Origin of the sequence: Pantoea sp. UBA5035 (assembly GCF_002415245.1) — a bacterium.
Taxonomy (GTDB): domain Bacteria; phylum Pseudomonadota; class Gammaproteobacteria; order Enterobacterales; family Enterobacteriaceae; genus Pantoea; species Pantoea septica.
The window spans coordinates 1-25,626 of the sequence record NZ_DICD01000023.1; the positions used below are offsets into that span (position 1 = coordinate 1).

General features: G+C 59.7%; 24 protein-coding genes and 2 tRNA genes. 24 read left to right on the forward strand and 2 right to left on the reverse strand.

Annotation, left to right across the window (positions count from 1 at the left end; translation table 11 throughout):
* The first annotated feature begins 27 nt into the window (after positions 1 to 27).
* Together B3229_RS15295 and B3229_RS15300 are read left to right on the forward strand one after the other, a co-directional pair.
* Positions 28 to 102: transfer RNA gene (locus tag B3229_RS15295), tRNA-Gln, on the forward strand.
* A gap of 26 nt (positions 103 to 128) precedes the next feature.
* Positions 129 to 203 (forward strand) — tRNA-Gln (locus B3229_RS15300).
* A gap of 365 nt (positions 204 to 568) precedes the next feature.
* Here the strand turns inward: B3229_RS15300 and ubiF are convergent.
* Positions 569 to 1,741, reverse strand: a complete 1,173-nt coding sequence (gene ubiF / locus B3229_RS15305; RefSeq protein WP_286872130.1) for a 3-demethoxyubiquinol 3-hydroxylase — start codon at positions 1,739 to 1,741, stop codon at positions 569 to 571.
* 213 nt (positions 1,742 to 1,954) lie between these two features.
* Between ubiF and miaB the strand changes: the two genes are divergently transcribed.
* The 9 genes from miaB (at position 1,955) to B3229_RS15350 (ending at position 11,233) form a co-directional block, all read left to right on the forward strand.
* Positions 1,955 to 3,391, forward strand: a complete 1,437-nt coding sequence (gene miaB, locus B3229_RS15310; RefSeq protein WP_033751793.1) for a tRNA (N6-isopentenyl adenosine(37)-C2)-methylthiotransferase MiaB — start codon at positions 1,955 to 1,957, stop codon at positions 3,389 to 3,391.
* A 204-nt stretch (positions 3,392 to 3,595) separates the two neighbouring features.
* Complete coding sequence (locus B3229_RS15315; RefSeq protein ID WP_033751796.1) at positions 3,596 to 4,657, forward strand: PhoH family protein; 1,062 nt, start codon at positions 3,596 to 3,598, stop codon at positions 4,655 to 4,657.
* Entirely contained in the window at positions 4,654 to 5,127 is a 474-nt protein-coding gene (gene ybeY / locus B3229_RS15320) for an rRNA maturation RNase YbeY (protein ID WP_033751799.1), read from the forward strand. The genes B3229_RS15315 and ybeY overlap by 4 nt, the downstream gene beginning before the upstream one ends.
* A gap of 81 nt (positions 5,128 to 5,208) precedes the next feature.
* Complete coding sequence (gene corC / locus B3229_RS15325) at positions 5,209 to 6,090, forward strand: CNNM family magnesium/cobalt transport protein CorC (protein WP_033751802.1); 882 nt, start codon at positions 5,209 to 5,211, stop codon at positions 6,088 to 6,090.
* A 4-nt stretch (positions 6,091 to 6,094) separates the two neighbouring features.
* A complete protein-coding gene (lnt, locus tag B3229_RS15330; RefSeq protein ID WP_286872136.1) occupies positions 6,095 to 7,618 on the forward strand; it encodes an apolipoprotein N-acyltransferase in 1,524 nt (507 codons plus the stop codon).
* A 416-nt stretch (positions 7,619 to 8,034) separates the two neighbouring features.
* The gene (locus tag B3229_RS15335) at positions 8,035 to 8,934 is read left to right on the forward strand and encodes an amino acid ABC transporter substrate-binding protein (protein WP_048783099.1); all 900 of its coding nucleotides are present in this window, start codon (positions 8,035 to 8,037) and stop codon (positions 8,932 to 8,934) included.
* A 155-nt stretch (positions 8,935 to 9,089) separates the two neighbouring features.
* Positions 9,090 to 9,830 (forward strand): amino acid ABC transporter permease, encoded by a 741-nt coding sequence (locus B3229_RS15340; RefSeq protein ID WP_033788922.1) that lies wholly within the window; start codon positions 9,090 to 9,092, stop codon positions 9,828 to 9,830.
* Positions 9,830 to 10,507, forward strand: coding sequence for a glutamate/aspartate ABC transporter permease GltK (gene gltK / locus B3229_RS15345; protein WP_033751813.1), 678 nt, complete (start codon positions 9,830 to 9,832; stop codon positions 10,505 to 10,507). Before B3229_RS15340 ends, gltK begins: the two co-directional genes overlap by 1 nt.
* A complete protein-coding gene (locus B3229_RS15350) occupies positions 10,508 to 11,233 on the forward strand; it encodes an amino acid ABC transporter ATP-binding protein (protein ID WP_286872142.1) in 726 nt (241 codons plus the stop codon).
* Positions 11,234 to 11,357: 124 nt separating this feature from the next.
* On the opposite strand, the gene B3229_RS15355 is transcribed toward B3229_RS15350, so the two are convergent.
* Positions 11,358 to 11,846, reverse strand: coding sequence for a zinc ribbon-containing protein (locus B3229_RS15355; RefSeq protein ID WP_286872143.1), 489 nt, complete (start codon positions 11,844 to 11,846; stop codon positions 11,358 to 11,360).
* A gap of 224 nt (positions 11,847 to 12,070) precedes the next feature.
* On the opposite strand from B3229_RS15355, the gene leuS reads away from it, so the two are divergent.
* The 13 genes from leuS to lipA all read left to right on the forward strand — a co-directional run bounded on the left by leuS (position 12,071) and on the right by lipA (position 25,576).
* Positions 12,071 to 14,653 carry a leucine--tRNA ligase gene (gene leuS, locus B3229_RS15360; protein WP_048783104.1) on the forward strand — a complete coding sequence of 861 codons (2,583 nt, stop codon included), beginning with the start codon at positions 12,071 to 12,073 and terminating at the stop codon, positions 14,651 to 14,653.
* Between the two features lie 14 nt (positions 14,654 to 14,667).
* The gene (gene lptE / locus B3229_RS15365) at positions 14,668 to 15,261 is read left to right on the forward strand and encodes an LPS assembly lipoprotein LptE (RefSeq protein ID WP_048783107.1); all 594 of its coding nucleotides are present in this window, start codon (positions 14,668 to 14,670) and stop codon (positions 15,259 to 15,261) included.
* Entirely contained in the window at positions 15,258 to 16,289 is a 1,032-nt protein-coding gene (gene holA / locus B3229_RS15370) for a DNA polymerase III subunit delta (RefSeq protein ID WP_286872146.1), read from the forward strand. Before lptE ends, holA begins: the two co-directional genes overlap by 4 nt.
* On the forward strand, positions 16,282 to 16,926 hold the full coding sequence (gene nadD / locus B3229_RS15375; protein ID WP_286872148.1) for a nicotinate-nucleotide adenylyltransferase: 645 nt from the start codon (positions 16,282 to 16,284) through the stop codon (positions 16,924 to 16,926). The genes holA and nadD overlap by 8 nt, the downstream gene beginning before the upstream one ends.
* A 119-nt stretch (positions 16,927 to 17,045) precedes the next feature.
* Positions 17,046 to 17,363 (forward strand): ribosome silencing factor, encoded by a 318-nt coding sequence (gene rsfS, locus B3229_RS15380; RefSeq protein ID WP_033788909.1) that lies wholly within the window; start codon positions 17,046 to 17,048, stop codon positions 17,361 to 17,363.
* A gap of 3 nt (positions 17,364 to 17,366) precedes the next feature.
* Complete coding sequence (gene rlmH / locus B3229_RS15385; RefSeq protein ID WP_033751828.1) at positions 17,367 to 17,837, forward strand: 23S rRNA (pseudouridine(1915)-N(3))-methyltransferase RlmH; 471 nt, start codon at positions 17,367 to 17,369, stop codon at positions 17,835 to 17,837.
* Positions 17,838 to 17,871: 34 nt separating this feature from the next.
* Positions 17,872 to 19,776, forward strand: coding sequence for a peptidoglycan DD-transpeptidase MrdA (gene mrdA, locus B3229_RS15390; RefSeq protein ID WP_048783114.1), 1,905 nt, complete (start codon positions 17,872 to 17,874; stop codon positions 19,774 to 19,776).
* Between the two features lie 8 nt (positions 19,777 to 19,784).
* Positions 19,785 to 20,897: a peptidoglycan glycosyltransferase MrdB gene (gene mrdB, locus B3229_RS15395; protein WP_048783134.1), complete on the forward strand. Its 1,113-nt coding sequence runs from the start codon at positions 19,785 to 19,787 to the stop codon at positions 20,895 to 20,897.
* A gap of 10 nt (positions 20,898 to 20,907) precedes the next feature.
* Positions 20,908 to 21,993, forward strand: a complete 1,086-nt coding sequence (gene rlpA / locus B3229_RS15400; protein WP_277269070.1) for an endolytic peptidoglycan transglycosylase RlpA — start codon at positions 20,908 to 20,910, stop codon at positions 21,991 to 21,993.
* Positions 21,994 to 22,124: 131 nt separating this feature from the next.
* A complete protein-coding gene (gene dacA / locus B3229_RS15405; protein ID WP_048783118.1) occupies positions 22,125 to 23,336 on the forward strand; it encodes a D-alanyl-D-alanine carboxypeptidase DacA in 1,212 nt (403 codons plus the stop codon).
* A gap of 100 nt (positions 23,337 to 23,436) precedes the next feature.
* Entirely contained in the window at positions 23,437 to 23,700 is a 264-nt protein-coding gene (gene ybeD, locus B3229_RS15410) for a DUF493 family protein YbeD (RefSeq protein ID WP_033751835.1), read from the forward strand.
* A gap of 81 nt (positions 23,701 to 23,781) precedes the next feature.
* Positions 23,782 to 24,441, forward strand: a complete 660-nt coding sequence (gene lipB / locus B3229_RS15415; RefSeq protein WP_048783121.1) for a lipoyl(octanoyl) transferase LipB — start codon at positions 23,782 to 23,784, stop codon at positions 24,439 to 24,441.
* Between the two features lie 169 nt (positions 24,442 to 24,610).
* Positions 24,611 to 25,576: a lipoyl synthase gene (gene lipA, locus B3229_RS15420; protein ID WP_033751839.1), complete on the forward strand. Its 966-nt coding sequence runs from the start codon at positions 24,611 to 24,613 to the stop codon at positions 25,574 to 25,576.
* Positions 25,577 to 25,626: the final 50 nt, after the last annotated feature.

Genomic DNA, 25,626 nt, shown 5'->3' on the forward strand with positions numbered 1-25,626 from the left:
CAAATCCCGTCGTAGCCACCAAATTATTGGGGTATCGCCAAGCGGTAAGGCACCGGATTCTGATTCCGGCATTCCGAGGTTCGAATCCTCGTACCCCAGCCATACAAGACAATTTGAAAAGACACTATTGGGGTGTCGCCAAGCGGTAAGGCACCGGATTCTGATTCCGGCATTCCGGGGTTCGAATCCCTGCACCCCAGCCAAATTGACAACAGGCCCGCTTTTGCGGGCTTTGTTGTTTTTGTCGTCTGACAAATCTTTGTTTCAAACAGCTACGCTGCTGTTAAGTCCGGTCACAGAGGCGCTTCCCGAAGAGCAAAGCGTCCCGCGCAAGGACAAAAACGCCGGGAGCGTTTTTGAACAACGCACCGCGTTGGCCCGTTTACGGGCGCACCTCAGGGATGAGGTGCGTAATCGCGCGGGACGAGCGGTCATGGATGACGAACAGCGACTTTGCGATCGGGGAGCCCCTCTGTGGCCGCGCACGGACGCCGCAGCCACGCCTGTTCTCAAGTACTTAACACTCTGCTCTTCGGCCCCAAAGACCGCAGCCGCGCCTACCTCTTACCTACAAACCCAGCGCGTAGCGCAGCACCTTGCGCTTCAGCGCGCCCGAACGCTCCGCGGCCATCAGCCCCAGATTGCGTGCGAATTTCAGCGGCGGCAGCCGATTGCTAAAGGCGAAATAGAACAGATCCATCCCGCCCTGCATCAGCAGATTATCGCGACGACGCTGTGACTGATAACGACGCAGCACATTCTCGGACGCCCACTCCTGCGCGTTGGCGCGCGCCTCCACCAGCACCTCCACCAGCGCGTCTACATCGCGATAGCCCAGATTAACGCCCTGCCCCGCCAGCGGATTAATGGTATGCGCCGCATCGCCGATCAACGCCAGGCCAGGCAGCACATAGCGCTGCGCATGACGGCGCACCAGCGGAAAACCGCCCGCCGCATGCGCTTTAAACCGTCTCAGCCGCGCCGGGAAGGTCGCGGCGATCTCTTTCTCCAGCTGGGGCAGCGGCATCGCCTGCAGCTGACGAATACGCGCCGGCGCGTCATACCACACCAGCGAGGCGCGATTATCATACAGCGGCAGAAAAGCGCGCGGCCCCTGCGGCGTAAACTGCTGCCAGGTGGCGTCGCCCGCCGGGTGCTCGCAGGTCACGCTAATCAGCAAACAGGATTGCGCATAGCTCCAGCCGTCGATGCCGATGCCCGCCATCTGCCGCACCTGCGAGTTGGCGCCGTCGGCGCCGACCACTAGCCGGGCGTGCAGCGCCTCGCCATCGCTGAGATCGAGCCGCCAGCCGCCGTTCTCCTGCTGCAAACCTGCGAGCGTCGCGGGACAGCGCAGCGCAATACCGAGCTGCTCCATCCTTTCCCACAGCGCGCGCTGCAACACGCTATTTTCGACCATAAAACCCAGCTCCGGCAGGCCGAGCGACGCGGCGTCGAAACTAACGTGAGCCGTCTGCCACTCCCAGGTTTCCAGCTTGCGATAGGGCGCGCAGCGCATCGCCTGCACGCGCGGCCAGACGTCGAGCTGCTTCAGCAGACCCGCCGAGGCGCTGCCGATGGCGGAGATACGCACGTCGGGATCGCTGTCGGCGTCAAAAGGCGCAGGCTCCGCGCGCTCCACCACCGCGACGCGAAACTGCTGAAGCGCCAGACCGCACGCCAGCGCGGCGCCGACCATGCCGCCGCCCACCACCACCACATCAAAGCGGTTATCCTGCATTGCTCATCTCCTTCTGAATCTTTACCCGCTGCGAAAAGCGGGATAACTGGCGCAAAGTGTACCGGAAAAACGCCCGGGCAGCAGAAATGGCCTGCCCGACGAGAGAGGGATCGTCGCTCGCGCCGCAGATATGCGAAGTATGGCGGCTATGCGCTGGTCACAACAGCGTCAAAGCATTACAATACGCGCCCTGCACCTCACTGCACTGAATCAATGGCTAGTTCGACAATGAAAAAACTGCATATCAAAACCTGGGGCTGTCAGATGAATGAGTACGATTCATCCAAGATGGCTGACCTGCTGAACAGCACCCACGGCTACACGCTGACCGAGGAAGCTGAAGAGGCAGACATTCTGCTGCTCAACACCTGCTCAATTCGCGAAAAGGCGCAGGAAAAAGTTTTCCACCAGCTTGGACGCTGGAAAAACTTAAAAGAGCGCAACCCTGATTTGATTATCGGTGTCGGCGGCTGCGTGGCGTCGCAGGAAGGGGATCACATTCGCCAGCGCGCCAGCTATGTGGATATCGTATTCGGTCCGCAAACCCTGCATCGTCTGCCGGAAATGATCAACAGCGTGCGCGGCAGCAAAAGCCCGGTGGTGGATATCAGCTTCCCGGAAATCGAAAAATTCGACCGTCTGCCGGAACCGCGCGCGGAAGGTCCCACCGCCTTCGTCTCCATCATGGAAGGCTGCAACAAATACTGCACCTTCTGCGTCGTGCCCTATACGCGCGGCGAAGAGGTCAGCCGTCCCTGCGACGACATCTTGCTGGAGATCGCGCAGCTGGCGGCGCAGGGCGTGCGTGAAGTCAACCTGCTCGGCCAGAACGTCAACGCCTATCGCGGCGCGACCTTCGACGGCGAAATCTGCACCTTTGCCGAACTGCTGCGCCTGGTGGCCGCCATTGACGGCATCGACCGCATTCGCTTCACCACCAGCCATCCGATCGAATTCACCGACGACATTATCGAGGTCTACCGCGACACGCCTGAACTGGTGAGCTTCCTGCACCTGCCGGTACAGAGCGGCGCAGACCGCATTCTGACGCTGATGAAGCGCGCCCATACCGCGCTGGAGTACAAAGCGATTATCCGCAAGCTGCGCGCCGCGCGCCCGGATATCCAGATCAGCTCCGACTTTATCATCGGCTTCCCGGGTGAAACCCAGCAGGACTTCGAACAGACCATGAAGCTGATCGCCGACGTCAACTTCGACATGAGCTTCAGCTTTATCTACTCCGCGCGTCCCGGCACGCCGGCGGCGGATCTGCCGGACGACGTCTCGGAAGAAGAGAAAAAGCAGCGCCTCTATATCCTGCAGGATCGCATAAATCAGCAGGCGATGGCCTGGAGCCGCCGTATGCTCGGCACGGTGCAGCGCATTCTGGTGGAAGGCACCTCGCGTAAAAACGTGATGGAGCTGTCGGGCCGTACCGAAACCAACCGCGTGGTGAACTTCGAAGGCTCGCCGGAGATGATCGGCAAGTTCGTCGATGTGGAGATCGTCGACGTCTACACCAACTCGCTGCGCGGCAAAGTGGTGCGCACCGAAGATGAGATGGGCCTGCGCATCGTAGAAAGCCCGGCATCGGTTATTGCGCGCACGCGCAAAGAGAACGAGATCGGCGTCGGCACCTTCCAGCCTTGATACGCGCTTCACTCAGCGGCGGCGCCTGTGGCGTCGCCGCTCTTTTCTTCTGCACGCCCTTGGTTTCTGGACGCGCTGCCCAAATATCGTTAGCGATGCTTGCGCCCCGGCGACATGCCATAAATAATTTCTCAAAGTGCCGTCGTTAATCAACCCGGCATCAGCACACATTCTAACTGGCCCTGAGTGACCCAAAGGATTCGTTTGAATATCGAAACTCGTGAAATCGCCCTTGAACCGGCAGATAACCGCCGACTGATGAGCCTGTGCGGTCCGTTCGACGACAACGTCAAACAGCTTGAGCGTCGTCTGGGCATTGAAATCAACCGTCGCGACAACAGCTTTAAGCTGGTTGGTCGCGCGCTCTGCGTCAACGCCGCTGAAGATATTCTGCGTACCCTTTACGTCGATACCGCGCCGGTGCGCGGCGTCATCCCGGATATCGATCCAGAGCAGATCCATCTGGCGATTAAAGAGAGTCGCGTGCTGGAGCAGACCGCCGACAGCGTGCCGGAATTCGGCAAAGCCGTGCATATCCAGACCAAACGCGGCGTGATCAAGCCGCGCACGCCGAATCAGGCGCAGTACATCGCCAATATTCTCGACCACGACATCACCTTCGGCGTCGGCCCGGCCGGTACGGGTAAAACCTACCTTGCGGTTGCGGCGGCGGTGGATGCGCTGGAGCGCCAGGAGATTCGCCGAATTCTGCTGACGCGTCCGGCGGTGGAAGCGGGCGAAAAACTTGGCTTCCTGCCTGGCGACCTGAGCCAGAAGGTCGATCCCTACCTGCGCCCGCTCTATGACGCCCTGTTCGAAATGCTGGGCTTCGAGCGCGTCGAAAAGCTCATGGAGCGCAACGTGATTGAGGTCGCGCCGCTCGCCTATATGCGCGGCCGCACGCTGAACGACGCCTTTATTATTCTTGATGAAAGCCAGAACACCACCATCGAACAGATGAAGATGTTTCTGACGCGCATCGGCTTCAACTCCAAAGCGGTGATCACCGGCGACGTCACGCAGATCGACCTGCCGCGCAGCACTAAGTCGGGCCTGCGCCATGCCATTGAAGTGCTCTCCGATGTCGAGGAGCTGAGCTTCAACTTCTTCCACAGCGAAGACGTGGTGCGTCACCCGGTTGTGGCGCGAATCGTCACCGCCTATGAAGCCTGGGAAGAAGCGGATCAGAAACGCCGCGACAAGCTGGCGGAAGAGCGTAAACGCGACGCGCTGGCGGCGCAGATCGAGGCGCAGGAGAGTAAATGAGCCAGGTGATTCTTGATCTGCAGCTGGCCTGCGAGCAGACCGGCGGCCTGCCTGACGAGGCCGCTTTCCAGCGCTGGCTGGAGGCGGCGGTTACCCCTTTTCAGCCGGAAAGCGAAGTCACCATTCGCCTGGTGGACGAGGCGGAGAGCCATGAGCTTAATCTGACTTATCGCGGCAAAGACAAGCCGACCAACGTGCTCTCTTTTCCCTTCGAGGCGCCGCCGGGCATTGAGCTGCCGCTGCTGGGCGACCTGATCATTTGTCGTCAGGTGGTGGAGCAAGAGGCGGAAGAGCAAGGCAAAAGCGTTGAAGCGCACTGGGCCCATATGGTGGTGCACGGTACGCTGCATCTGCTCGGCTACGACCATATCGAAGATGACGAAGCTGAAGAGATGGAAGGGATCGAGACTGAGATAATGCTTGCTCTTGGTTATCCCGATCCGTACATTTCGGAAAAAGAAGACGCCTGAGCCGCTGGCTCAGTTTATCCCGCTGTCGGCGAGGACGCCGACAGCAACCACCCTCATCAGAGAGATCTCTAAAAAAACGCCATGAGCGACGACCATTCTCAAAACAGCGATGCACCCAGTAGTAAAAAGGGATTTTTTTCCCTGCTTATCAACCAACTGTTTCACGGCGAACCGCAAAACCGTGATGAACTACTGGAGCTGATCCGCGACTCCGAGCAAAAAGAGCTGATTGACGAAGATACCCGCGACATGCTCGAAGGGGTGCTGGATATTGCAGAGCAGCGCGTGCGCGACATCATGATCCCGCGTTCGCAAATGATTACCCTGAAGCGCAACCAGACGCTGGACGAGTGCCTGGACGTGATTATCGAATCCGCGCATTCACGTTTCCCGGTAATCAGCGAAGACAAAGACCATGTCGAAGGCATTTTGATGGCGAAAGATCTGCTGCCGTTTATGAGCAGCGAATCAGAGCCGTTCAGCATGGAAAAAGTGCTGCGCCCGGCGGTTGTGGTGCCGGAAAGCAAGCGCGTCGACCGCATGCTGAAAGAGTTTCGTTCTCAGCGCTATCATATGGCGATCGTTATTGATGAATTCGGCGGCGTCTCCGGCCTGGTCACCATCGAGGATATCCTTGAGCTGATCGTCGGCGAAATCGAAGATGAGTATGACGACGAAGAAGATCGCGATATCCGTCAGCTGAACCGTCAGACCTATACGGTGCGCGCCCTGACCCCGATTGAAGATTTCAACGAGGTGTTCGGCACGCAGTTCAGCGACGAAGAAGTGGACACCATTGGCGGACTGGTCATGCAGGGATTCGGCCATCTTCCCGGACGGGGAGAGAGCATTGACATCGACGGTTATCATTTCAAGGTCGCGATGTCCGACAGCCGTCGCATCATCCAGGTACACGTAAAGATTCCGGAAAACGCGCCGTTACCCCAACTGGATGACGAATAACCCTATGTCTTTGGCCCTGCTTTACCCGCGCCAGCGGGTACGTTTGTTGCTGGCATTGTTAACGGGTGCCGTCGGCACCCTCTCCTTTTCCCCCTATGATTTCTGGCCCGCCGCGCTGCTGTCGCTGGGCGGCCTGCAGCTGCTGACGCTGGATCGACGCAGCGGCCAGGCCACCGCTATCGGTTTCGCCTGGGGCTTCGGCCTGTTCGGCAGCGGCATAAACTGGGTTTACGTCAGTATCGCCACCTTTGGCGGCATGCCCGGACCGGTCAACGTCTTCCTGGTGATTTTGCTGGCCGCCTATCTGTCGCTCTACCCGGCGCTGTTTGCCGGCGTGCTTAGCCGCATCTGGCCGCGGGCGACGCTGTGGCGCCTGGCGCTGGCGGCGCCGGCGCTGTGGCAGCTTAGCGAGTTTCTGCGCGGCTGGGTGCTGACCGGCTTTCCCTGGCTGCAGTTCGGCTATAGCCAGATCGACGGCCCGTTAAAAGGCCTGGCCCCGCTGGCGGGCGTGGAAACCCTCACCTTTATTCTGATGATGGTCGCAGGCCTGCTGGCTTACGCCATTCACCAGCGCAGCGTAAAAAGCGCTGTCGCCGCGCTGCTGCTACTGGCGCTGCCGTGGCCGCTGCGTTATATCCACTGGACCCAGCCGCAGCCGGCGCGCAGCGTCGAGGTGGCGCTGGTTCAGGGCAATATTCCGCAGTCGATGAAGTGGGATCCGCAGCAGCTGCTCAACACGCTGCGCGCCTATAACGGCCTGAGTCAGCCGCTGATGGGCAACGCGCCGCTGATTATCTGGCCGGAGTCGGCGATTACCGATCTGGAAAGCAATCAGCAGCCCTTTTTGCGCGCGCTGGACGGCGAGCTGCGCCAGCGCGGCAGCGCGCTGATCACCGGCATCGTCGATTCTCGTCTGGAGCAGAACCGCTATCACGACTACAACTCGGTGATCGTGCTGGGCGGCGAGAAGCCCTACAGCTATCAGAGCATGAACCGCTACCAGAAAAACCATCTGGTGCCGTTCGGCGAGTTCGTGCCGCTGGAGAACCTGCTGCGTCCGCTGGCGCCCTTCTTCGATCTGCCAATGTCCTCCTTCAGCCGCGGCGCCTATCTGCAGCCGCAGCTGCAGGCGGCGGGCTACCACCTTACCAGCGCTATCTGCTATGAGATCGTGCTGGGCGAGCAGGTGCGCGCCAATTTCCATCCCGACACCGATTTTCTGCTTACCGTCTCCAACGATGCCTGGTTCGGCCACTCTATCGGCCCGTGGCAGCACTTCCAGATGGCGCGCATGCGCGCGCTGGAGCTGGGGCGTCCGCTGCTGCGCGGCACCAATAACGGCGTGACCGCGGTGGTGAATGCGCAGGGCGAAGTCGAGAAGATCCTGCCGCAGTTTACCCGCGGCGTGCTGCTGGATAAGGTGACGCCGACCACCGGCGAAACGCCTTACGCCCATGCCGGCCTCTGGCCGGTCTGGCTGCTGACGCTGTGCGCCGCGCTGCTGGCGCTGTGGCGCCGCAAGGCCTGACCTGCCGTACGGCGGCGAGCGCCCTGCTCGCCGCCTTTCCCCATATTCCGCTCGCTTTTACGCCTTCGCCCCCGATTTTCTGCTGCGCCGTTAACCTGGCACGATGCTTGCTATCAGTAACCCTGTTTCCTGTAAACCTGGCGGACTAACGCGTTAACGCGAGCTGCGCTGCACCGTTTAAAGGCAGAGCGACGCACCCTGAGCGCGCAACCTGAGAAATACGCCTCAATTTGGTGCGGAACACTTCGCAAAATAAGAAACTTTTTCGTTTCATAACGTTAACAATCCGCTATGTTAGTGAATATTCTTAGCGCGCCGACGCGATGAGATAACAAAAAAAGCAGCAGGAAATACACACAACATCACACATCTGCGCAGTTTATATTCTGCGCGACATCTCTTGAAGGAGTTGGACCATGCAGATTCGCAAAGTGGCACTATCGCTTTTGCTGGCAGGCGTTGCGGCAGCGGGCGCGGCCCAGGCGGAAGACCTCAGCGGCACCCTGAAGAAAATCAGCGATAATGGCGTTATCGTCGTGGGGCATCGCGAGTCCTCTGTTCCTTTTTCTTATTACGACAACCAGCAAAAAGTCGTGGGCTATTCGCAGGCTTACTCCAACGCCATCGTCGAGGCGATTAAAGCGAAGCTGAACAAACCGGATCTGCAGGTCAAGATGATCCCTATCACCTCGCAGAACCGTATTCCGCTGCTGCAGAACGGCACTTACGACTTCGAGTGCGGATCCACCACCAATAACCTTGAGCGCCAGAAACAGGCGGCGTTCTCTGACACCATTTTCGTTATCGGCACGCGTCTGCTGGTGAAAAAAGGCGGCGACATCAAAGATTTCGCCGACCTGAAAGGCAAAACCGTGGTCGTCACCTCTGGTACCACCTCGGAAGTGCTGCTGCATAAGCTCAACGACGAGAAGAAAATGGATATGCGCATCATCAGCGCGAAAGACCACGGCGACTCGTTCCGCACGCTGGAAACCGGCCGCGCCGTCGCCTTTATGATGGATGACGCCCTGCTGGCCGGCGAACGCGCTAAGGCGAAGAAGCCGGATAACTGGGAGATCGTCGGCACGCCGCAGTCGAAAGAGGCCTATGGCTGTATGCTGCGTAAAGACGACGCGTCGTTCAAAACCCTGGTCGATGACACCATCGCCAAAGCGCAGACCTCGGGCGAAGCCGCGAAGTGGTTCGATACCTGGTTCAAGCAGCCGATTCCGCCGAAGAATCTGAACCTGAACTTCGATCTCTCAGCGGATATGCAGGCGCTGTTCAAAACGCCGAACGACAAAGCACTGAACTAACAACGACAACAAGGGCGGCTTCGCTGCCCTCTCGATTGCTGAAAACCCGGCGCGGACAGACAAGCTGCTCAGGTCGTTCCCCTGAAGCAGGCAATACAGACGCCGTTCATCAATCTTCAGGGTAGCTTAGCTACCCTTTTTTACCGGAGCTCGTTATGGGTATCGACTGGAACTGGGGCATCTTTCTCGAACAGGCCCCGTTCGGCAACACGACCTACCTTGGCTGGCTGTGGTCCGGATTTCAGGTGACCATCGCGGTCTCCTGCTGCGCCTGGATTATCGCCTTTCTTGTAGGATCTTTATTCGGCATTCTGCGCACCGTGCCTAACCGCCTGCTTTCGGCGATCGGCACCTGCTACGTAGAGCTGTTCCGCAACATTCCGCTGATCGTGCAGTTTTTCTTCTGGTATCTGGTGGCGCCAGAGCTGGTGGGCGAGAAGCTCGGCATGTGGTTCAAATCGGAGCTGGACCCCAATATCCAGTTTTTCACCGCGTCGGTGATCTGCCTCGGCCTGTTTACCGCCGCACGCGTCTGCGAGCAGGTGCGTGCCGCCATCCAGTCGCTGCCGCGTGGGCAAAAGAACGCCGGTCTGGCGATGGGATTGACCCTGCCGCAGACCTACCGTTACGTGCTGCTGCCTAACGCCTACCGCGTGATTGTGCCGCCGATGACCTCGGAAATGCTCAACCTGGTGAAGAACTCCGCTATCGCCTCGACCATCGGGCTGGTGGATATGGCGGCGCAGGCGGGCAAACTGCTCGACTACTCGGCGCACGCCTACGAGTCCTTTACCGCGATTACGCTGGCCTATATCGCCATTAACCTGGTGATCATGCTGATTATGAGTCTGGTGGAGCGCAAGGTGCGCCTGCCGGGGAATCTGGGAGGAAAATAATGTACGAGTTTGACTGGAGTTCAATTCCTCCCAGCCTGCCCTACCTGCTTAACGGTATGGTGATTACGCTGAAGATCACCGTGACTGCAGTAGTGTTCGGCATTATCTGGGGCACGCTGCTGGCGGTGATGCGGCTGTCGAGCTTTAAGCCCATCAGCTGGTTCGCCAAAATTTATGTCAACCTGTTCCGCTCGGTGCCGCTGGTCATGGTGCTGCTGTGGTTCTATCTGGTGGTGCCGAGTTTCCTGCAGCAGGTGCTGGGCCTGTCGCCCAAAACCGATATCCGACTGATTTCAGCCATGGTCGCTTTTTCGCTGTTTGAAGCGGCGTACTACTCAGAAATTATTCGTGCCGGCATCATCAGTATCTCACGTGGGCAGGGTAACGCCGCGCTGGCGCTGGGCATGACGCACTGGCAGTCGATGCAGCTGATTATTCTGCCGCAGGCGTTTCGCGCCATGGTGCCGCTGCTGCTGACGCAGGGCATCGTGCTGTTCCAGGATACTTCGCTGGTCTATGTCTTAAGCCTGGCGGACTTTTTCCGCACCGCGTCCACCATTGGCGAGCGCGACGGCACCCAGGTGGAAATGGTTCTCTTCGCCGGTCTGGTCTACTTCGTTATCAGCCTGAGCGCTTCGCTGTTGGTCAGCTATCTAAAAAGAAAAAGGACGGTTTAAATGATTAGCCTGAAAAATGTTTCTAAGTGGTATGGTCACTTTCAGGTGCTGACCGACTGCACGACCGAAGTCCAGAAAGGGGAAGTGGTGGTAGTGTGCGGGCCGTCAGGCTCGGGCAAATCGACCCTGATCAAAACCGTTAACGGTCTGGAGCCGATTCAGCAGGGCAATATTCTGGTGAACGGCACCGAAGTGAACAACAAGAAAACCAATCTGGCGCAGCTGCGCAGCAAGGTCGGCATGGTGTTCCAGCACTTCGAGCTGTTTCCCCACCTCAGCATCATCGATAACCTGGTGCTGGCGCAGGCAAAAGTGCTGAAGCGCGACAAAACCGCCGCGCGGGATAAAGGTCTGAAGCTGCTGGATCGCGTCGGGCTGACCGCTCATGCGCAGAAGTTTCCCGGCCAGCTGTCGGGCGGCCAGCAGCAGCGCGTGGCGATTGCGCGCGCGCTCTGCATGGATCCTATCGCCATGCTGTTCGACGAGCCGACCTCGGCGCTCGATCCGGAAATGATCAACGAAGTGCTCGACGTGATGGTGGAGCTGGCGCAGGAAGGCATGACGATGATGGTGGTGACGCACGAAATGGGCTTTGCCCGCAAAGTAGCGAACCGCGTCATTTTTATGGATGAAGGCAAGATTATCGAAGATACGCGTAAAGACGACTTCTTTAATAATCCGCAGTCGGATCGCGCGAAGGATTTCCTGGCGAAGATTCTGCACTAAGGGATAACCTGGCCCTGGCGCTTATGCGCCAGAACCGCCTGGCGGCCATCCGGCCTGCGACAGCCTTGTCGCGGGCCGTTTTACTCTTCGGACAGTCTCATCCGCGTAAGCACAGTCGCCGTTCTTACGGCTCAAACGGCTGGCGCTGGAACTGATCGTGGCCGCACTCCGGGCAGCACGTTAACGTCTCAGGGGTATAAATCGCGCGCGTAAAGTGACACTTCTCGCACACCAGATTGCCCAGCCCCACCACCTCGCCGCTCTGATACACGCCGTGATGATGGAGATCCTGAAACACCTCGCGCCACTCCAGCTGGCTCTTGTCGGTAATATCCGCCAGCTCTTTCCACAGGCTCTCGCGCATAATGCGCATAAACAGCGAATCGTTCGCCTTCTCTGGCTGATGGACCTCCTGATAGCTGCGTGCAAACTCCTCTAAATCGCGTCGAACCGCCGCCAGCGCCTGGTCGATCTCGCCCGGCGTCGCGGACTCGCTGGCCATCAGCTGCTGACGTCGCGACGTCACCAGCGCGTCGATATCCCGATCGCCCTGGCGCAGTCGCTCCGTCAGCGCGGCCAGGGATTCACGGTAAATTTGCGCCACTTTGTTCATTTTATTCTCCTTTCTGCGCGGGTAAGCCAGCTTTAAGTTTAGCCGCTTTGCGCCGTTTGCCGCGTTGTTTAGCAAAGCGAATCGGAATATGAGAGCAGGATGCAGCCTTCCGCGAGAAATCGCCGCAACAGGGCGGTGAAGTGTTGTTGACCGGCAGCCATATGGGTATGCTATGCGGATCTTAAAGTAAGCTAAGCGTTATTCATTAAGGACCACAGGCTGCCATGCAAGAGCAATACCGCCCGGAAGAGATAGAATCCCGCGTCCAGCAACACTGGGACGAAAACCAAACGTTCAAAGTGACCGAAGATGAGAGCAAAGAGAAATATTACTGCCTCTCCATGCTGCCCTATCCTTCCGGCCGCCTACATATGGGCCACGTGCGTAACTACACCATTGGCGACGTGATCGCCCGTTACCAGCGTATGCTCGGCAAAAACGTGCTGCAGCCGATCGGCTGGGACGCGTTCGGCCTGCCGGCGGAAGGCGCGGCGGTAAAAAACAACACCGCGCCCGCGCCATGGACCTACGACAACATCGAATATATGAAGAACCAGCTGAAACTGCTGGGCTTCGGCTATGACTGGAGCCGCGAGCTGGCCACCTGCAAGCCGGAATACTACCGCTGGGAACAGTGGTTCTTCACCAAACTGTATGAAAAAGGCCTGGTTTATAAAAAAACCTCGGCGGTGAACTGGTGCCCGAACGATCAGACGGTGCTGGCGAACGAACAGGTTATCGACGGCTGCTGCTGGCGCTGCGACACCAAAGTCGAGCGCAAAGAGATCCCGCAGTGGTTCGTTAAGATCACCGACTATGCCGATGAGCTGCTTAACGACCTCGACACGCTGGAAGACTGGCCAGAACAGGTCAAAACCATGCAGCGCAACTGGATTGGCCGTTCCGAAGGGGTCGAGATCACCTTCGACGTTGCCGACAGCGAAGAGAAAGTGACCGTTTACACCACGCGTCCGGACACCTTCCTGGGCGCTACCTACGTCGCGGTCGCCGCTGGCCATCCGCTGGCGCTGCAGGCGTCGATGGGCAACCCGGTGCTGGCTGACTTTATCGCCGAATGCCGCAACACCAAAGTCGCCGAAGCAGAGATGGCGACGATGGAGAAAAAAGGCATGGCAACCGGCCTGTTCGCCATCCATCCGCTGACCGGCGACAAAGTGCCAGTCTGGGTCGCCAACTTCGTGCTGATGGAGTACGGCACCGGCGCCGTTATGGCGGTTCCGGCGCACGACCAGCGCGACTGGGAGTTCGCCACCAAATACGATCTGCCGATTACGCCGGTCGTGCTGAACCAGGACGGCAGCGAGCCGGACGTCAGCGCCGCCGCAATGACGGAAAAAGGCACCCTGTTCAACTCTGGCGAATTCAGCGGTCTGAGCCATGAAGCAGGCTTTAACGCTATCGCCGACACGCTGGCCGCGAAAGGCGTCGGCGTACGTAAGGTCAACTACCGTCTGCGCGACTGGGGCGTCTCCCGTCAGCGCTACTGGGGCGCGCCGATTCCGATGGTGACGCTGGAAGACGGCACCGTGATGCCGACGCCGGAAGATCAGCTGCCGGTGATCCTGCCGGAAGATGTGGTGATGGACGGCATTACCAGCCCGATCAAAGCGGACCCGGAGTGGGCGAAAACCACCGTTAACGGCCAGCCGGCGCTGCGTGAAACCGACACCTTCGATACCTTTATGGAGTCATCCTGGTACTACGCGCGCTACACCTGCGCCAACTATGATGAAGGTATGCTGGATCCGGCCGCGGCCAACTACTGGCTGCCGGTGGATCAGTATGTCGGCGGGATTGAACACGCCATCATGCACCTGATGTACTTCCGCTTCTATCACAAGCTGCTGCGCGACGCGGGCCTGGTGACCTCTAATGAGCCGGCGAAGCGTCTGCTGTGTCAGGGTATGGTGCTGGCGGACGCCTTCTACTACCTCGGCGCCAACGGCGAGCGCAACTGGGTCTCTCCGGTAGACGTCACCGTCGAACGCGACGAGAAAGGCCGCATCGTGAAAGCGACCGACAGTCAGGGCCGCGAGGTGATTTACGCCGGCATGAGCAAAATGTCGAAGTCGAAAAACAACGGCATCGACCCGCAGCTGATGGTTGAGCGCTACGGCGCCGACACGGTTCGCCTGTTTATGATGTTCGCTTCGCCGGCGGAAATGACGCTGGAGTGGCAGGAGTCAGGCGTCGAAGGCGCGAACCGCTTCCTGAAGCGCGTGTGGAAACTGGCCTACGAACATACGGCAAAAGGCGCGACGGTAGCGCTGGATATCGGCAGCCTTAACGACGATCAGAAAGCGCTGCGTCGCGATCTGCACAAAACCATCGCCAAAGTTTCAGACGACATCGGCCGTCGTCAGACCTTCAACACCGCCATCGCGGCGATTATGGAGCTGATGAACAAGCTGGCGCGCGCGCCGCAGGAGAGCGAGCAGGACCGCGCGCTGATGCAGGAAGCGCTGCTGGCCGTCGTCCGCATGCTCTACCCGTTCACCCCGCACGCCAGCTATGTGCTGTGGCAGGAGCTGGGCGGCGAAGGCAGCGTGGACAACGCCGACTGGCCGGTAGCGGACGAGGCGGCGATGGTGGAAGAGTCGCTGCTGGTGGTTGTGCAGGTAAATGGTAAAGTGCGTGGTAAAATTACCGTGGCCGCCGACGCGACGCAGGAGCAGGTTCAGGCTCGTGCCGCCCAGGAACATCTGGTGGCGAAGTACCTTGACGGCGTCACCATCCGCAAAGTGATTTATGTACCCGGCAAACTGCTTAACCTGGTCGTAGGTTAAGTTCAGGAGGAACTGTGCGACATCTGATTATCAGGCTGTTTGTCCTGCTGGCGGTGATGGTTACCGCCGGCTGTGGTTTTCATCCGCGCGGCACCACGCAGGTGCCAAGCGAGCTGAAAACGCTGATCTTGAACAGCGGCGATCCGTACGGTCCGCTGGCGCGCACGGTGCGTCAGCAGCTGCGCATCAACAACGTCACCATCGTTGAAGATACGAAGCAGAACCGTACCGACATCCCGACGCTGCGCCTGGGCGCTGAAACACAGGGCCGCGATACCGCCTCGGTGTTTATCAGCGGTACCACCGCGGAATACTCGCTGATGATGAACGTGACGGCGCAGGTTCTGCTGCCGGGCAAAGGCATCTATCCGATCAGCACCACGGTGTATCGTTCGTTCTTTGATAACCCGAACGCGGCGCTGGCGAAAGATGCCGAGCAGGACATGATCGTGCAGGAGATGCGTCAGCGCGCCGCAGAGCAGCTGGTGCGTAAGCTGCTGACCGTGCATGCCGCGCAGATGAACCAGAAAGAGACGCTGCCGGCGTCGGCCAGCGAACCTGCGGTGCCCGCGCCAGCCTCCTCCTCTTCCGCTACCAGTACGCAATGATCAGGATCTATCCTGAGCAACTTGGCGCGCAGCTCCGCGAGGGGCTGCGCGCTTGCTATTTGTTAGCCGGAAACGAGCCGCTGCTGCTGCAGGAGAGCGCCGACGCGGTGCGCGCCGCTGCCGTCGCGCAGGGGTTTGAGGAGCATTTAAGCTTTACGCTCGACGCCCAGACCGACTGGGAAAGCCTCTTTGCCAGCTGTCAGGCGCTCAGCCTGTTCGCTCAGCGTCAGACGATGACGCTGCTCTTCCCGGAAAACGGCCCCAACGCCGCGATGGCCGAACAGCTAAATAAGCTGGCGGGCCTGCTGCATGCCGATATTTTGCTGATTTGCCGCCTGGCGAAGCTGACCAAAGCCCAGGAGAACAGCGCCTGGTTTAAGGCGCTCTCCGCCCATGGCGTGCTGGTACCCTGCCAGACGCCGGAGCAGGCGCAGCTGCCGCGCTGGGTGGCGACGCGCGCCAAAAGCATGAAGCTCTCGGTAGACGACGCGGCGATCCAGCTGCTCTGCTACTGCTATGAGGGCAATCTTCTGGCGCTGGCGCAGGCGCTGGAGCGCCTGTCGCTGCTCTGGCCCGACGGCAAGCTGACGCTGCCGCGCGTGGAAGAGGCGGTCAGCGATGCGGCGCACTTTACCCCGTTTCACTGGGTGGACGCGCTGCTGGCGGGCAAAAGCAAGCGCGCGCTGCACATTCTGCATCAGCTGGAAAAAGAAGAGAGCGAGCCGGTTATTCTGCTGCGCACCCTGCAGCGCGATTTAATGACGCTGCTGCACCTGCAGCGCCATCAGGCGCAGCAGCCGCTACGCGCATTGATGGATCAGCAGCGCATCTGGCAGAACCGCCGCGCGCTGTTTACCGAGGCGCTGCAGCGCGTGGACGGCGCGCGCCTGCAGCGCGCGATTCGCCTGCTGACGCAGATTGAACTCACCCTGAAGCAGGATTACGGGCAGCGTATCTGGCCGCAGCTGGAGACGCTCTCGCTGCTGCTCTGTCATCGACATTTTCCTGCGAGCTTCGCCAGTGTCTGAACTTCACGCCCTGTTCGGCGGCACCTTCGATCCCATCCACTTCGGCCACCTGCGGCCGGTAGAAGCGCTGGCGCAGCAAACCGGCCTGGCGCGCGTGCTGCTGCTGCCTAACAACGTGCCGCCGCATCGCCCGCAGCCGGAAGCCAGCGCGGCACAGCGCGTCGAGATGCTGCGCTGCGCCATTCAGGACCGGCCGCTGTTCGATATCGATACCCGCGAGCTGATGCGCGAAACGCCGTCGTGGACGGTGGCGACGCTGGAGGCGCTGCGTGCCGAACGCGGGCCGGATCAGCCGCTGGGATTTATTATTGGTCAGGACTCGCTGCTTAACCTGTCGGGCTGGCACCGCTGGCAGGATTTGCTGTCGCTTTGTCATCTGCTGGTGTGCAAGCGTCCCGGCTACCCGACCGAGATGGCGTCGCCGGAGATGCAGCGCTGGCTGGAGAGCCATCTGGCCGTTGATACGGCGCAGCTGCACCAGCAGCCCGCCGGCTTTATCTGGCTGGCCGATACGCCGCTGGTGAATATCTCCGCCACGGAAATCCGGCAGCGCCGTCACGCCGGCCTGTCGTGCGAGCAGCTATTGCCGCCGGCCGTTATCGACTATATCGACCGCGCTGGCCTCTATCTGAAATAAGCGCTCACCGGGCGTATATCGCACGGGCAAAGGCGTGCTATACTGCGCGGCTTAATTTTTTGGCTGCCTCATCGGGGCCAGCAGCCGGCCCGCTACTATCCGTATTAAAGGGGAACCTTTTGCAAGGTAAAGCACTCCAAGAGTTCGTTATTGATAAGATTGATGATCTTAAAGGTCAGGATATCGTCGCGCTCGACGTTCAGGGTAAATCCAGCATCACCGACTGCATGATCATCTGCACCGGCACCTCGACGCGCCACGTCTCGTCTATCGCCGATCACGTGGTGCAGGAGTCGCGCGCCGCCGGTTTGATCCCGCTCGGCGTCGACGGCAAAAACGCCGCTGACTGGGTGGTGGTCGATCTGGGCGACGTCATCGTGCACGTCATGCAGGAAGAGAGCCGCCAGCTTTATGAGCTGGAAAAACTCTGGAGCTGACGCGTGAAACTGCAGCTTGTGGCCGTGGGCACAAAGATGCCCGACTGGGTGCAAACCGGTTTCACTGAGTATCTGCGTCGTTTTCCCAAAGATATGCCGCTGGAGCTGGTGGAAGTCTCTGCCGGAAAACGCGGCAAAAACGCCGATATCAAGCGTATCCTGGAAAAAGAAGGCGAGGCGATGCTGGCCGCAACCGGCAAGGGCAACCGCATCGTTACGCTCGATATTCCCGGCCAGCCGTGGGAAACGCCCCAGCTTGCTCAGCAGCTGGAGCGCTGGAAACAGGACGGCCGCGACGTCAGCCTGTTGATTGGCGGTCCGGAAGGATTATCGCCTGCCTGCAAAGCCGCCGCCGAGCAGAGCTGGTCGCTTTCCGCGTTGACGCTGCCTCATCCGCTGGTGCGCGTGCTGGTCGCTGAAAGCCTCTATCGCGCCTGGAGCATCACCGCCAATCATCCTTATCATCGTGAATAACCGGTAAGGCTAACCCCGACATTTTAAGTAGCGGATGAAATTACAAAGCAACGCCTTTCGCGATTACAGTGCCGAGCAGAAACTCTTTGTCCGTCGGGCGTTAATTGCGTTCTTCGGAATTCTGGTGCTCTCCAGCGTGCTGGTGGTCAATCTTTACCACCTGCAAATCCTGCGCTTTGAAGATTACAGTACCCGCTCTAACGAAAACCGCATCAAGCTGGTGCCGGTGGCGCCGAGCCGCGGCATTATCTACGACCGCAACGGCACCGCGCTGGCGCTTAACCGCACCATCTATCAGGCGGAGCTGGTGCCGGAAAAAGTCGACAACCTCAAGCAGACGCTGGAAGATCTGCGCCCGGTGCTGGATCTCACCGATGAGGATCTCGACGCCTTCGACAAAGAGCGCAAGCGCGCGCGTCGCTTTACCTCGATTGCCGTTAAAATCGGTCTTAACGACGTACAGGTAGCGCGCTTTGCCGTCAACCAGTACCGCTTTCCCGGCGTCGAAGTGAAAGGCTATCAGCGTCGCTACTATCCCTACGGCCCGACGCTGACGCACGTCGTCGGCTACGTCTCCAAAATCAACGACCGCGACGTGGCGCGCCTCGATAAAGAGGGCAAGTGGCCGAACTACGCCGCGACGCACGATATCGGCAAGCTGGGCATCGAAAGCTACTACGAAGATGTGCTGCACGGCATTACCGGCTATGAAGAGGTCGAGGTGAACAACCGCGGCCGCGTGATCCGCCAGCTGCACGAGCAGTCGCCGCAGGCCGGACGCGACATCTGGCTGACCATCGATCTCAAGCTTCAGCAATATATCGAAACGCTGCTGGCCGGCAGCCGCGCGGCGGTGGTGGTCAGCGATCCGCGCACCGGCGAGATTCTGGCGATGGTCTCCACGCCCAGTTACGATCCAAATCTCTTCGTCGACGGCATTTCGGGTAAAGATTACCGCGGCCTGCTCAACGACGAAAACCGCCCGCTCTATAACCGCGCCATTCAGGCCTCCTATCCGCCCGCCTCGACGGTGAAGCCCTATGTGGCGGTCTCCGCGCTGAGCGCCGGCGTCATCAACCGCAATACCAGCCTGTTCGATCCGGGCTGGTGGCAGCTGCCCGGCTCGGAAAAGCGCTATCGCGACTGGAAAAAATGGGGCCACGGCCGTCTCAACGTGACCAAATCGCTGGAGGAGTCGGCGGATACCTTCTTCTATCAGGTGGCGTATGACATGGGCATCGACCGCCTGTCAGAGTGGATGAACAAATTCGGCTACGGCCACCGCACCGGCATCGATCTGCCGCAGGAGAGCGCCGGCAACATGCCGACGCGCGACTGGAAGATGAAGCGCTTTAAAAAGCCGTGGTATCAGGGCGACACCATTCCGGTCGGCATCGGTCAGGGCTACTGGACCGCGACGCCGCTGCAGATGAACAAGGCGCTGATGATCCTGATTAACGACGGCGTGGTCAAAGTGCCGCACCTGCTGCGCGCCACCCGCGAGGGACGCACCATGGTGCCCTGGCGTCAGCCGCCGGGCGAACCGATCGGCGACGTTCACTCCGGCTACTGGGAGATCGCCAAAGACGGCATGTACGGCGTGGCGAACCGCGCAAACGGCACGGCGCATAAAAGCTTCGCCGACGCGCCCTATAAAATCGCCGCCAAATCGGGCACCGCGCAGGTCTTCGGCCTGAAAGAGAACGAGACCTATAACGCGCACAAAATCGCCGAGCGTCTGCGCGACCATAAACTGATGACCGCGTTTGCCCCCTATGACAAACCGCGCGTCGCCGTCACCATGATTCTGGAAAACGGCGGCGCAGGCCCGGCGGTCGGCACGGTGATGAGACAGATTCTCGACCACATTATGCTGGGCGACAACAATACGGCTCTGCCGGACGCGGTCCCTACCCCGCCCGGCTATGAAGGTGAATAACGATGTCGATGAACGATAGTCCGCAGAAAAGATCGATCTGGACGCGTATCCACATTGATCCGCTGTTTATGCTGGTGATTCTGGCGCTGCTCGCATATAGCGCCATCGTGATCTGGAGCGCCAGCGGTCAGGATCCGGGCATGATGGAGCGCAAAATCGGCCAGATTGCGATGGGCCTGGTGATGATGCTGGTGCTGGCGCAGGTGCCGCCGCGCGTCTATGAGGGCTGGGCGCCCTATCTCTATATTATCTGCGTGATATTGCTGATCGCGGTGGACGCCTTCGGCCATATCAGTAAAGGCGCGCAGCGCTGGCTCGACCTCGGCGTGGTGCGTTTCCAGCCCTCGGAGATCGCCAAGATCGCCGTGCCGCTGATGGTGGCGCGCTTTATCAACCGCGACGTCTGCCCGCCGACCTTAAAGAATACCGGCATCGCGCTGATCCTGATCTTTATGCCGACGCTGCTGGTCGCGGCGCAGCCCGACCTCGGCACCGCTATCCTGATTGCCGCCTCCGGGCTGTTCGTGCTGTTTCTTTCCGGCATGAGCTGGAAGCTGATCGGCGTGGCGGTGCTGCTGGTCGCGGCCTTTATTCCGGTGCTCTGGTTCTTCCTGATGCACGACTACCAGCGCGACCGCGTAATGATGCTGCTCGATCCGGAAAGCGATCCGCTCGGCGCGGGCTACCATATTATTCAGTCTAAAATCGCTATCGGCTCCGGCGGATTGCGCGGCAAGGGCTGGCTGCACGGCACCCAGTCGCAGCTGGAGTTTTTGCCGGAGCGCCACACCGACTTTATCTTCGCCGTGCTTGCGGAGGAGCTCGGCCTGGTGGGCGTGCTGATCCTGCTGGTGCTCTATCTGCTGCTGATCCTGCGCGGGCTGGTGATCGCCGCGCGCGCCCAGACCACCTTCGGCCGCGTGATGGCGGGCGGATTAATGCTGATTTTGTTCGTTTATGTTTTCGTTAATATTGGCATGGTAAGTGGTATCTTACCGGTGGTTGGCGTCCCTCTGCCGCTGGTCAGCTATGGCGGCTCGGCGCTTATTGTCCTTATGGCGGGATTCGGCATCGTAATGTCGATCCATACTCACAGAAAAATGTTATCTAAAAGCGTTTAAGAGGCTGCACATGCGTAAGGAATGGCCTGCTGTTGCTCTGGCACTACTGGTTTTGACCGCCTGTACCACCACCCAGGAACCGCAAAACACCGCGCCGCCGCAACCGGCCTATAACGGCCCGGTGGTGGAAATCCCGGGCGTCGAGCCAAAATATGAGCCCATTAATCCCGGCACCAGTCAGGATTACAGCGCGAACGGCAAGTCTTACCGTATCGTCAAGGATCCTTCTAACTTCAGCGAAGTGGGATTAGCCGCCTGGTACGGCGACGAAGCGCAGGGCAAGCGCACCGCTACCGGCGAAAGCTACGATCCCGATGCGCTGAGCGCGGCGCACCCTACGCTGCCGCTGCCCAGCTACGTGCGCGTCACCAACCTCGCCAACGGTCGCCAGATCGTGGTGCGCGTCAACGATCGCGGTCCTTATACGCCGGGACGCATTATCGACCTGTCGCGTGCGGCGGGCGATCGCCTCAATATCTCTAACAATAGCCGCGTGCGCGTCGATTACATCAAGGTCGCGCCGGACGGCACGCTCTCCGGTCCCGGCACCATCGGCACCGTGGTGGCCAAACAGAGCTACGCCCTGCCCGCGCGCCCCGATCTCGGCGGCAACGGCGTGATGAACGGCAGCAGCGAACCTGCCGCCGCGCCGGTGCCGGCGCAGGATATTCGCGCCGTCGACAACCGCACCCTGCAGAGCAATGGCGAGATGGGCGCACCTGTCAGCAGCAGCGGCTTCCTTGGCGCCCCTCAGCCGCTGGCAAACGGCGTGCTGGAGGGCAGCGAGCCTGCGCCGCAGCCGGTCGCCGCGCCCGTGGCCGCACCAGCGGCGGCGCCTGTCGCCAGCAGCGCGACCGCACAGCCTTCCGGCGGTTTCGTGGTGCAGGTGGGCGCCATCAACGACGCCGCGCGCGCGCAGCAGATGGCGCAGAGCCTCGGAGAGAAATATGGCGTGCCCGGCTCGGTCGAGAATGCCGGCAACAACGTCTATCGCATTCAGCTCGGCGGTTTTAAAAACCGCGCCGACGCCGCTGCGCTGCAGCAGCGCCTGAATGCCAACGGGCAGGCTTCATTTATCACCAGCGCGCGTCGTTGAATCCCCGGCTTGCCGCGCTGGACATCTCTGCTAACAACAGAATGCCAAAGCCAGATGCCTGTAAAACAGGCATTTGCTATGATGAGCCACTTTTTTTTTAACCTTAACTCACGGATGTTGTAGTCCATAACATGAACACGCTGAAACCCTCTCGTTTTCTGAAACGCCTGACAGTGGGATCACTGGTCGCCTTTTCGCTCAGCCACGTAGCATTTGCTGATGACGTCAACCTTAAAACGATGATCCCGGGCGTGCCGGATATCGATGCCGAAGCCTATGTGCTGATCGACTACAACTCGGGCAAAGTGCTGGCCGAGAAGAACGCCGATGCCCGTCGCGATCCCGCCAGCCTGACCAAAATGATGACCAGCTATGTCATTGGTCAGGCGGTCAAAGCAGGCAAGATCCACCAGGAAGATATCGTGACCGTCGGCAAAGACGCATGGGCGACCGGCAACCCGGTGTTCAAAGGCTCGTCGCTGATGTTCCTGAAACCGGGCGATCGCGTGCCGGTTTCCCAGCTGACGCGCGGCATCGTGCTGCAGTCGGGCAACGACGCCTGCGTGGCGATGGCGGACTATGTCGCTGGCAGCCAGGACGCCTTCGTCGGCCTGATGAACAACTACGTGAAGGCGCTGGGCCTGCAGAATACCCACTTCCAGACGGTGCACGGCCTGGATGCGGACGGCCAGTACAGCTCGGCGCGCGATATGGCGCTGATCGGCCAGGCGCTGATCCGCGACGTGCCGGACGAGTATTCGGTTTATAAAGAGAAAGAGTTTACCTTCAACAATATCCGCCAGACCAACCGCAACGGTCTGCTGTGGGATACCAGCCTCAACGTCGACGGCATTAAAACCGGCCACACCGAAGCGGCAGGCTACAACATCGTCTCTTCCGCCACCGAAGGCCAGATGCGTCTGATCTCGGCGGTACTGGGCGGCCGCACCTTCAAAGGACGCGAAGTCGAGAGCAAAAAGCTGCTCACCTGGGGCTTCCGCTTTTTTGAAACCGTGGCGCCGCTGAAGGCGGGCAAAGAGTTCGCCTCTGAGCCGGTCTGGTTCGGCAACAGCGATCGCGTACAGCTGGGCGTAGAGAAAGACGCCTACCTGACCATTCCGCGCGGCCGCATGAAAGATTTGAAAGCCAGCTATGTGCTGAACAACAGCGAACTGCACGCCCCGCTGCAGAAAAATCAGGTCGTGGGCAGCATCAACTTCCAGCTTGACGGCAAGACCGTGGAACAGCGTCCGCTGGTGGTGCTGAACGAAGTGCAGGAAGGCGGATTCTTCAGCCGCATCATCGATTACATCAAGCTGATGTTCCATCACTGGTTCGGCTAAGCGGCCTGGCGGTTGAAAAGTCGCCACGTCGTCGCCATAACTACGCTATGATAATGCTCCCGCTTCGGCGGGAGCCTGTTTTTTATGCACCGGAGTCAATATGAAAACCAAACTGAATGAACTGCTCGAATTCCCTACTCCTTTTACCTATAAAGTGATGGGTCTGGCGCAGCCGGAGCTGGTTGATCAAGTGGTTGAAGTGGTGCAACGCCATGCGCCAGGCGACTACTCGCCCGACGTCAAGCCAAGCAGCAAAGGCAACTACCACTCGGTATCGATCACCATTAACGCCACGCATATCGAACAGGTGGAAACCCTGTATGAAGAGCTGGGCAATATCGATATCGTGCGCATGGTGCTGTAAGTGCCGGCGTCGGCGAAGGGTCTTGGTCTTGCCCTTTGCCGACGTTATACTCAGCCTTTCCTCCTTAACCGGACCGCCGTTTTGTCAGCAGATACGCTTCTTATTCGTCAGCTCGGCCAGCGCGACTGGCAGCCCGTCTCCGATGCCATGCATCAGTTTACCGATCGCCGTAACGGCGACAGCCGCGACGAAGTCTGGCTGGTGGAGCATCACGCCGTTTTCACCCAGGGTCAGGCCGGCAAGGCCGAACATCTGCTGATGCCGGGCGATATTCCGGTAGTCCAGAGCGATCGCGGCGGTCAGGTCACCTATCACGGCCCGGGCCAGCAGGTGATGTACGTGCTGATTGACGTTAAGCGCCGCAAGATCGGCGTGCGCCAGCTGGTGACCGCGCTGGAAGAGACGGTGATCGGCACGCTGGCGCACTTCGGCGTCGAGGCGCGCGCGCGTCCAGACGCGCCGGGCGTCTATGTCGGCGAGGAGAAGATCTGCTCGCTCGGCCTGCGCATCCGTAAGGGCTGCTCGTTTCACGGTCTGGCGCTTAACGTCGCGATGGATTTAACCCCGTTTCTGCGCATCAATCCCTGCGGCTACGCCGGGATGCGCATGACGCAGCTCAGCGCCTTTCAGCCCGGCGTCAGCCTGGCGGACGTGCAGCCGCTGCTGGTGGCGGCCTTCGCGCGCCAGCTGGGCTTTACCCGGGTAGAATGGCTGGCGGCTGAATCCGCGCCGCTGCCTTAACCGTGCATGCGAATTTACAAAATTGTAACTTTTCCCGCCGCCGGACGGCTGCTTCTGCCAGGCGGAACTGATATAATTTTTGAAATTTTATCAAATAAAGTTGAAAGCTTTACCGCTGGCCTGAAGGCGAAAGCTCTCATCACGCAATCCGACCGGAACCTGCAGACTTATGAGTAAACCAATTCAGATGGAACGCGGCGTCAAATATCGCGACGCAGATAAAATGGCGCTGATCCCGGTGAAAACCGTGGTGACAGAACGTCAGGAGCTGTTACGCAAGCCCGAATGGATGAAAATCAAGCTGCCTGCGGATTCCAGTCGAATCCAGGGCATCAAGGCGGCGATGCGCAAAAACGGCCTGCACTCGGTGTGCGAAGAGGCCTCCTGCCCTAACCTGGCTGAATGCTTTAACCATGGCACCGCGACCTTTATGATCCTCGGCGCCATCTGTACCCGCCGCTGCCCGTTCTGCGACGTGGCGCATGGCCGCCCTAACGCCCCGGACGCTGGCGAACCGTTGAAGCTGGCGCAAACTATCGCCGATATGGCGCTGCGCTATGTGGTCATTACCTCGGTAGACCGTGACGACTTGCGAGACGGCGGCGCGCAGCACTTCGCCGACTGCATCAGCGCGATCCGCGAAAAGAGCCCGACGATTAAAATCGAAACCCTGGTACCCGATTTCCGCGGCCGTATGGACCGCGCGCTGGAGATCCTCACCGCCACGCCGCCAGACGTCTTCAACCACAATCTCGAGAACGTGCCGCGCGTCTATCGTCAGGTGCGTCCGGGGGCAAACTACGACTGGTCGCTGAAGCTGCTGGAACGCTTTAAAGAAGCGCATCCGTCGATCCCGACTAAATCGGGTCTGATGGTGGGCCTGGGCGAAACCAATGCGGAAATTATCGAAGTGATGCGCGACCTGCGCCGCCACGGCGTCACCATGCTGACGCTGGGCCAGTACCTGCAGCCGAGCCGTCACCATCTGCCGGTTCAGCGCTACGTCAGCCCGGCCGAGTTCGATGAGATGAAAGAAGAAGCGCTGGCGATGGGCTTCACCCATGCCGCATGCGGGCCTTTTGTGCGCTCTTCATATCACGCGGATATGCAGGCGAAAGGCCTGGAAGTGAAATAAACTCACTCCTGTCGCAGGCAATAAAAAACCAGACGCTGTAAGGTCTGGTT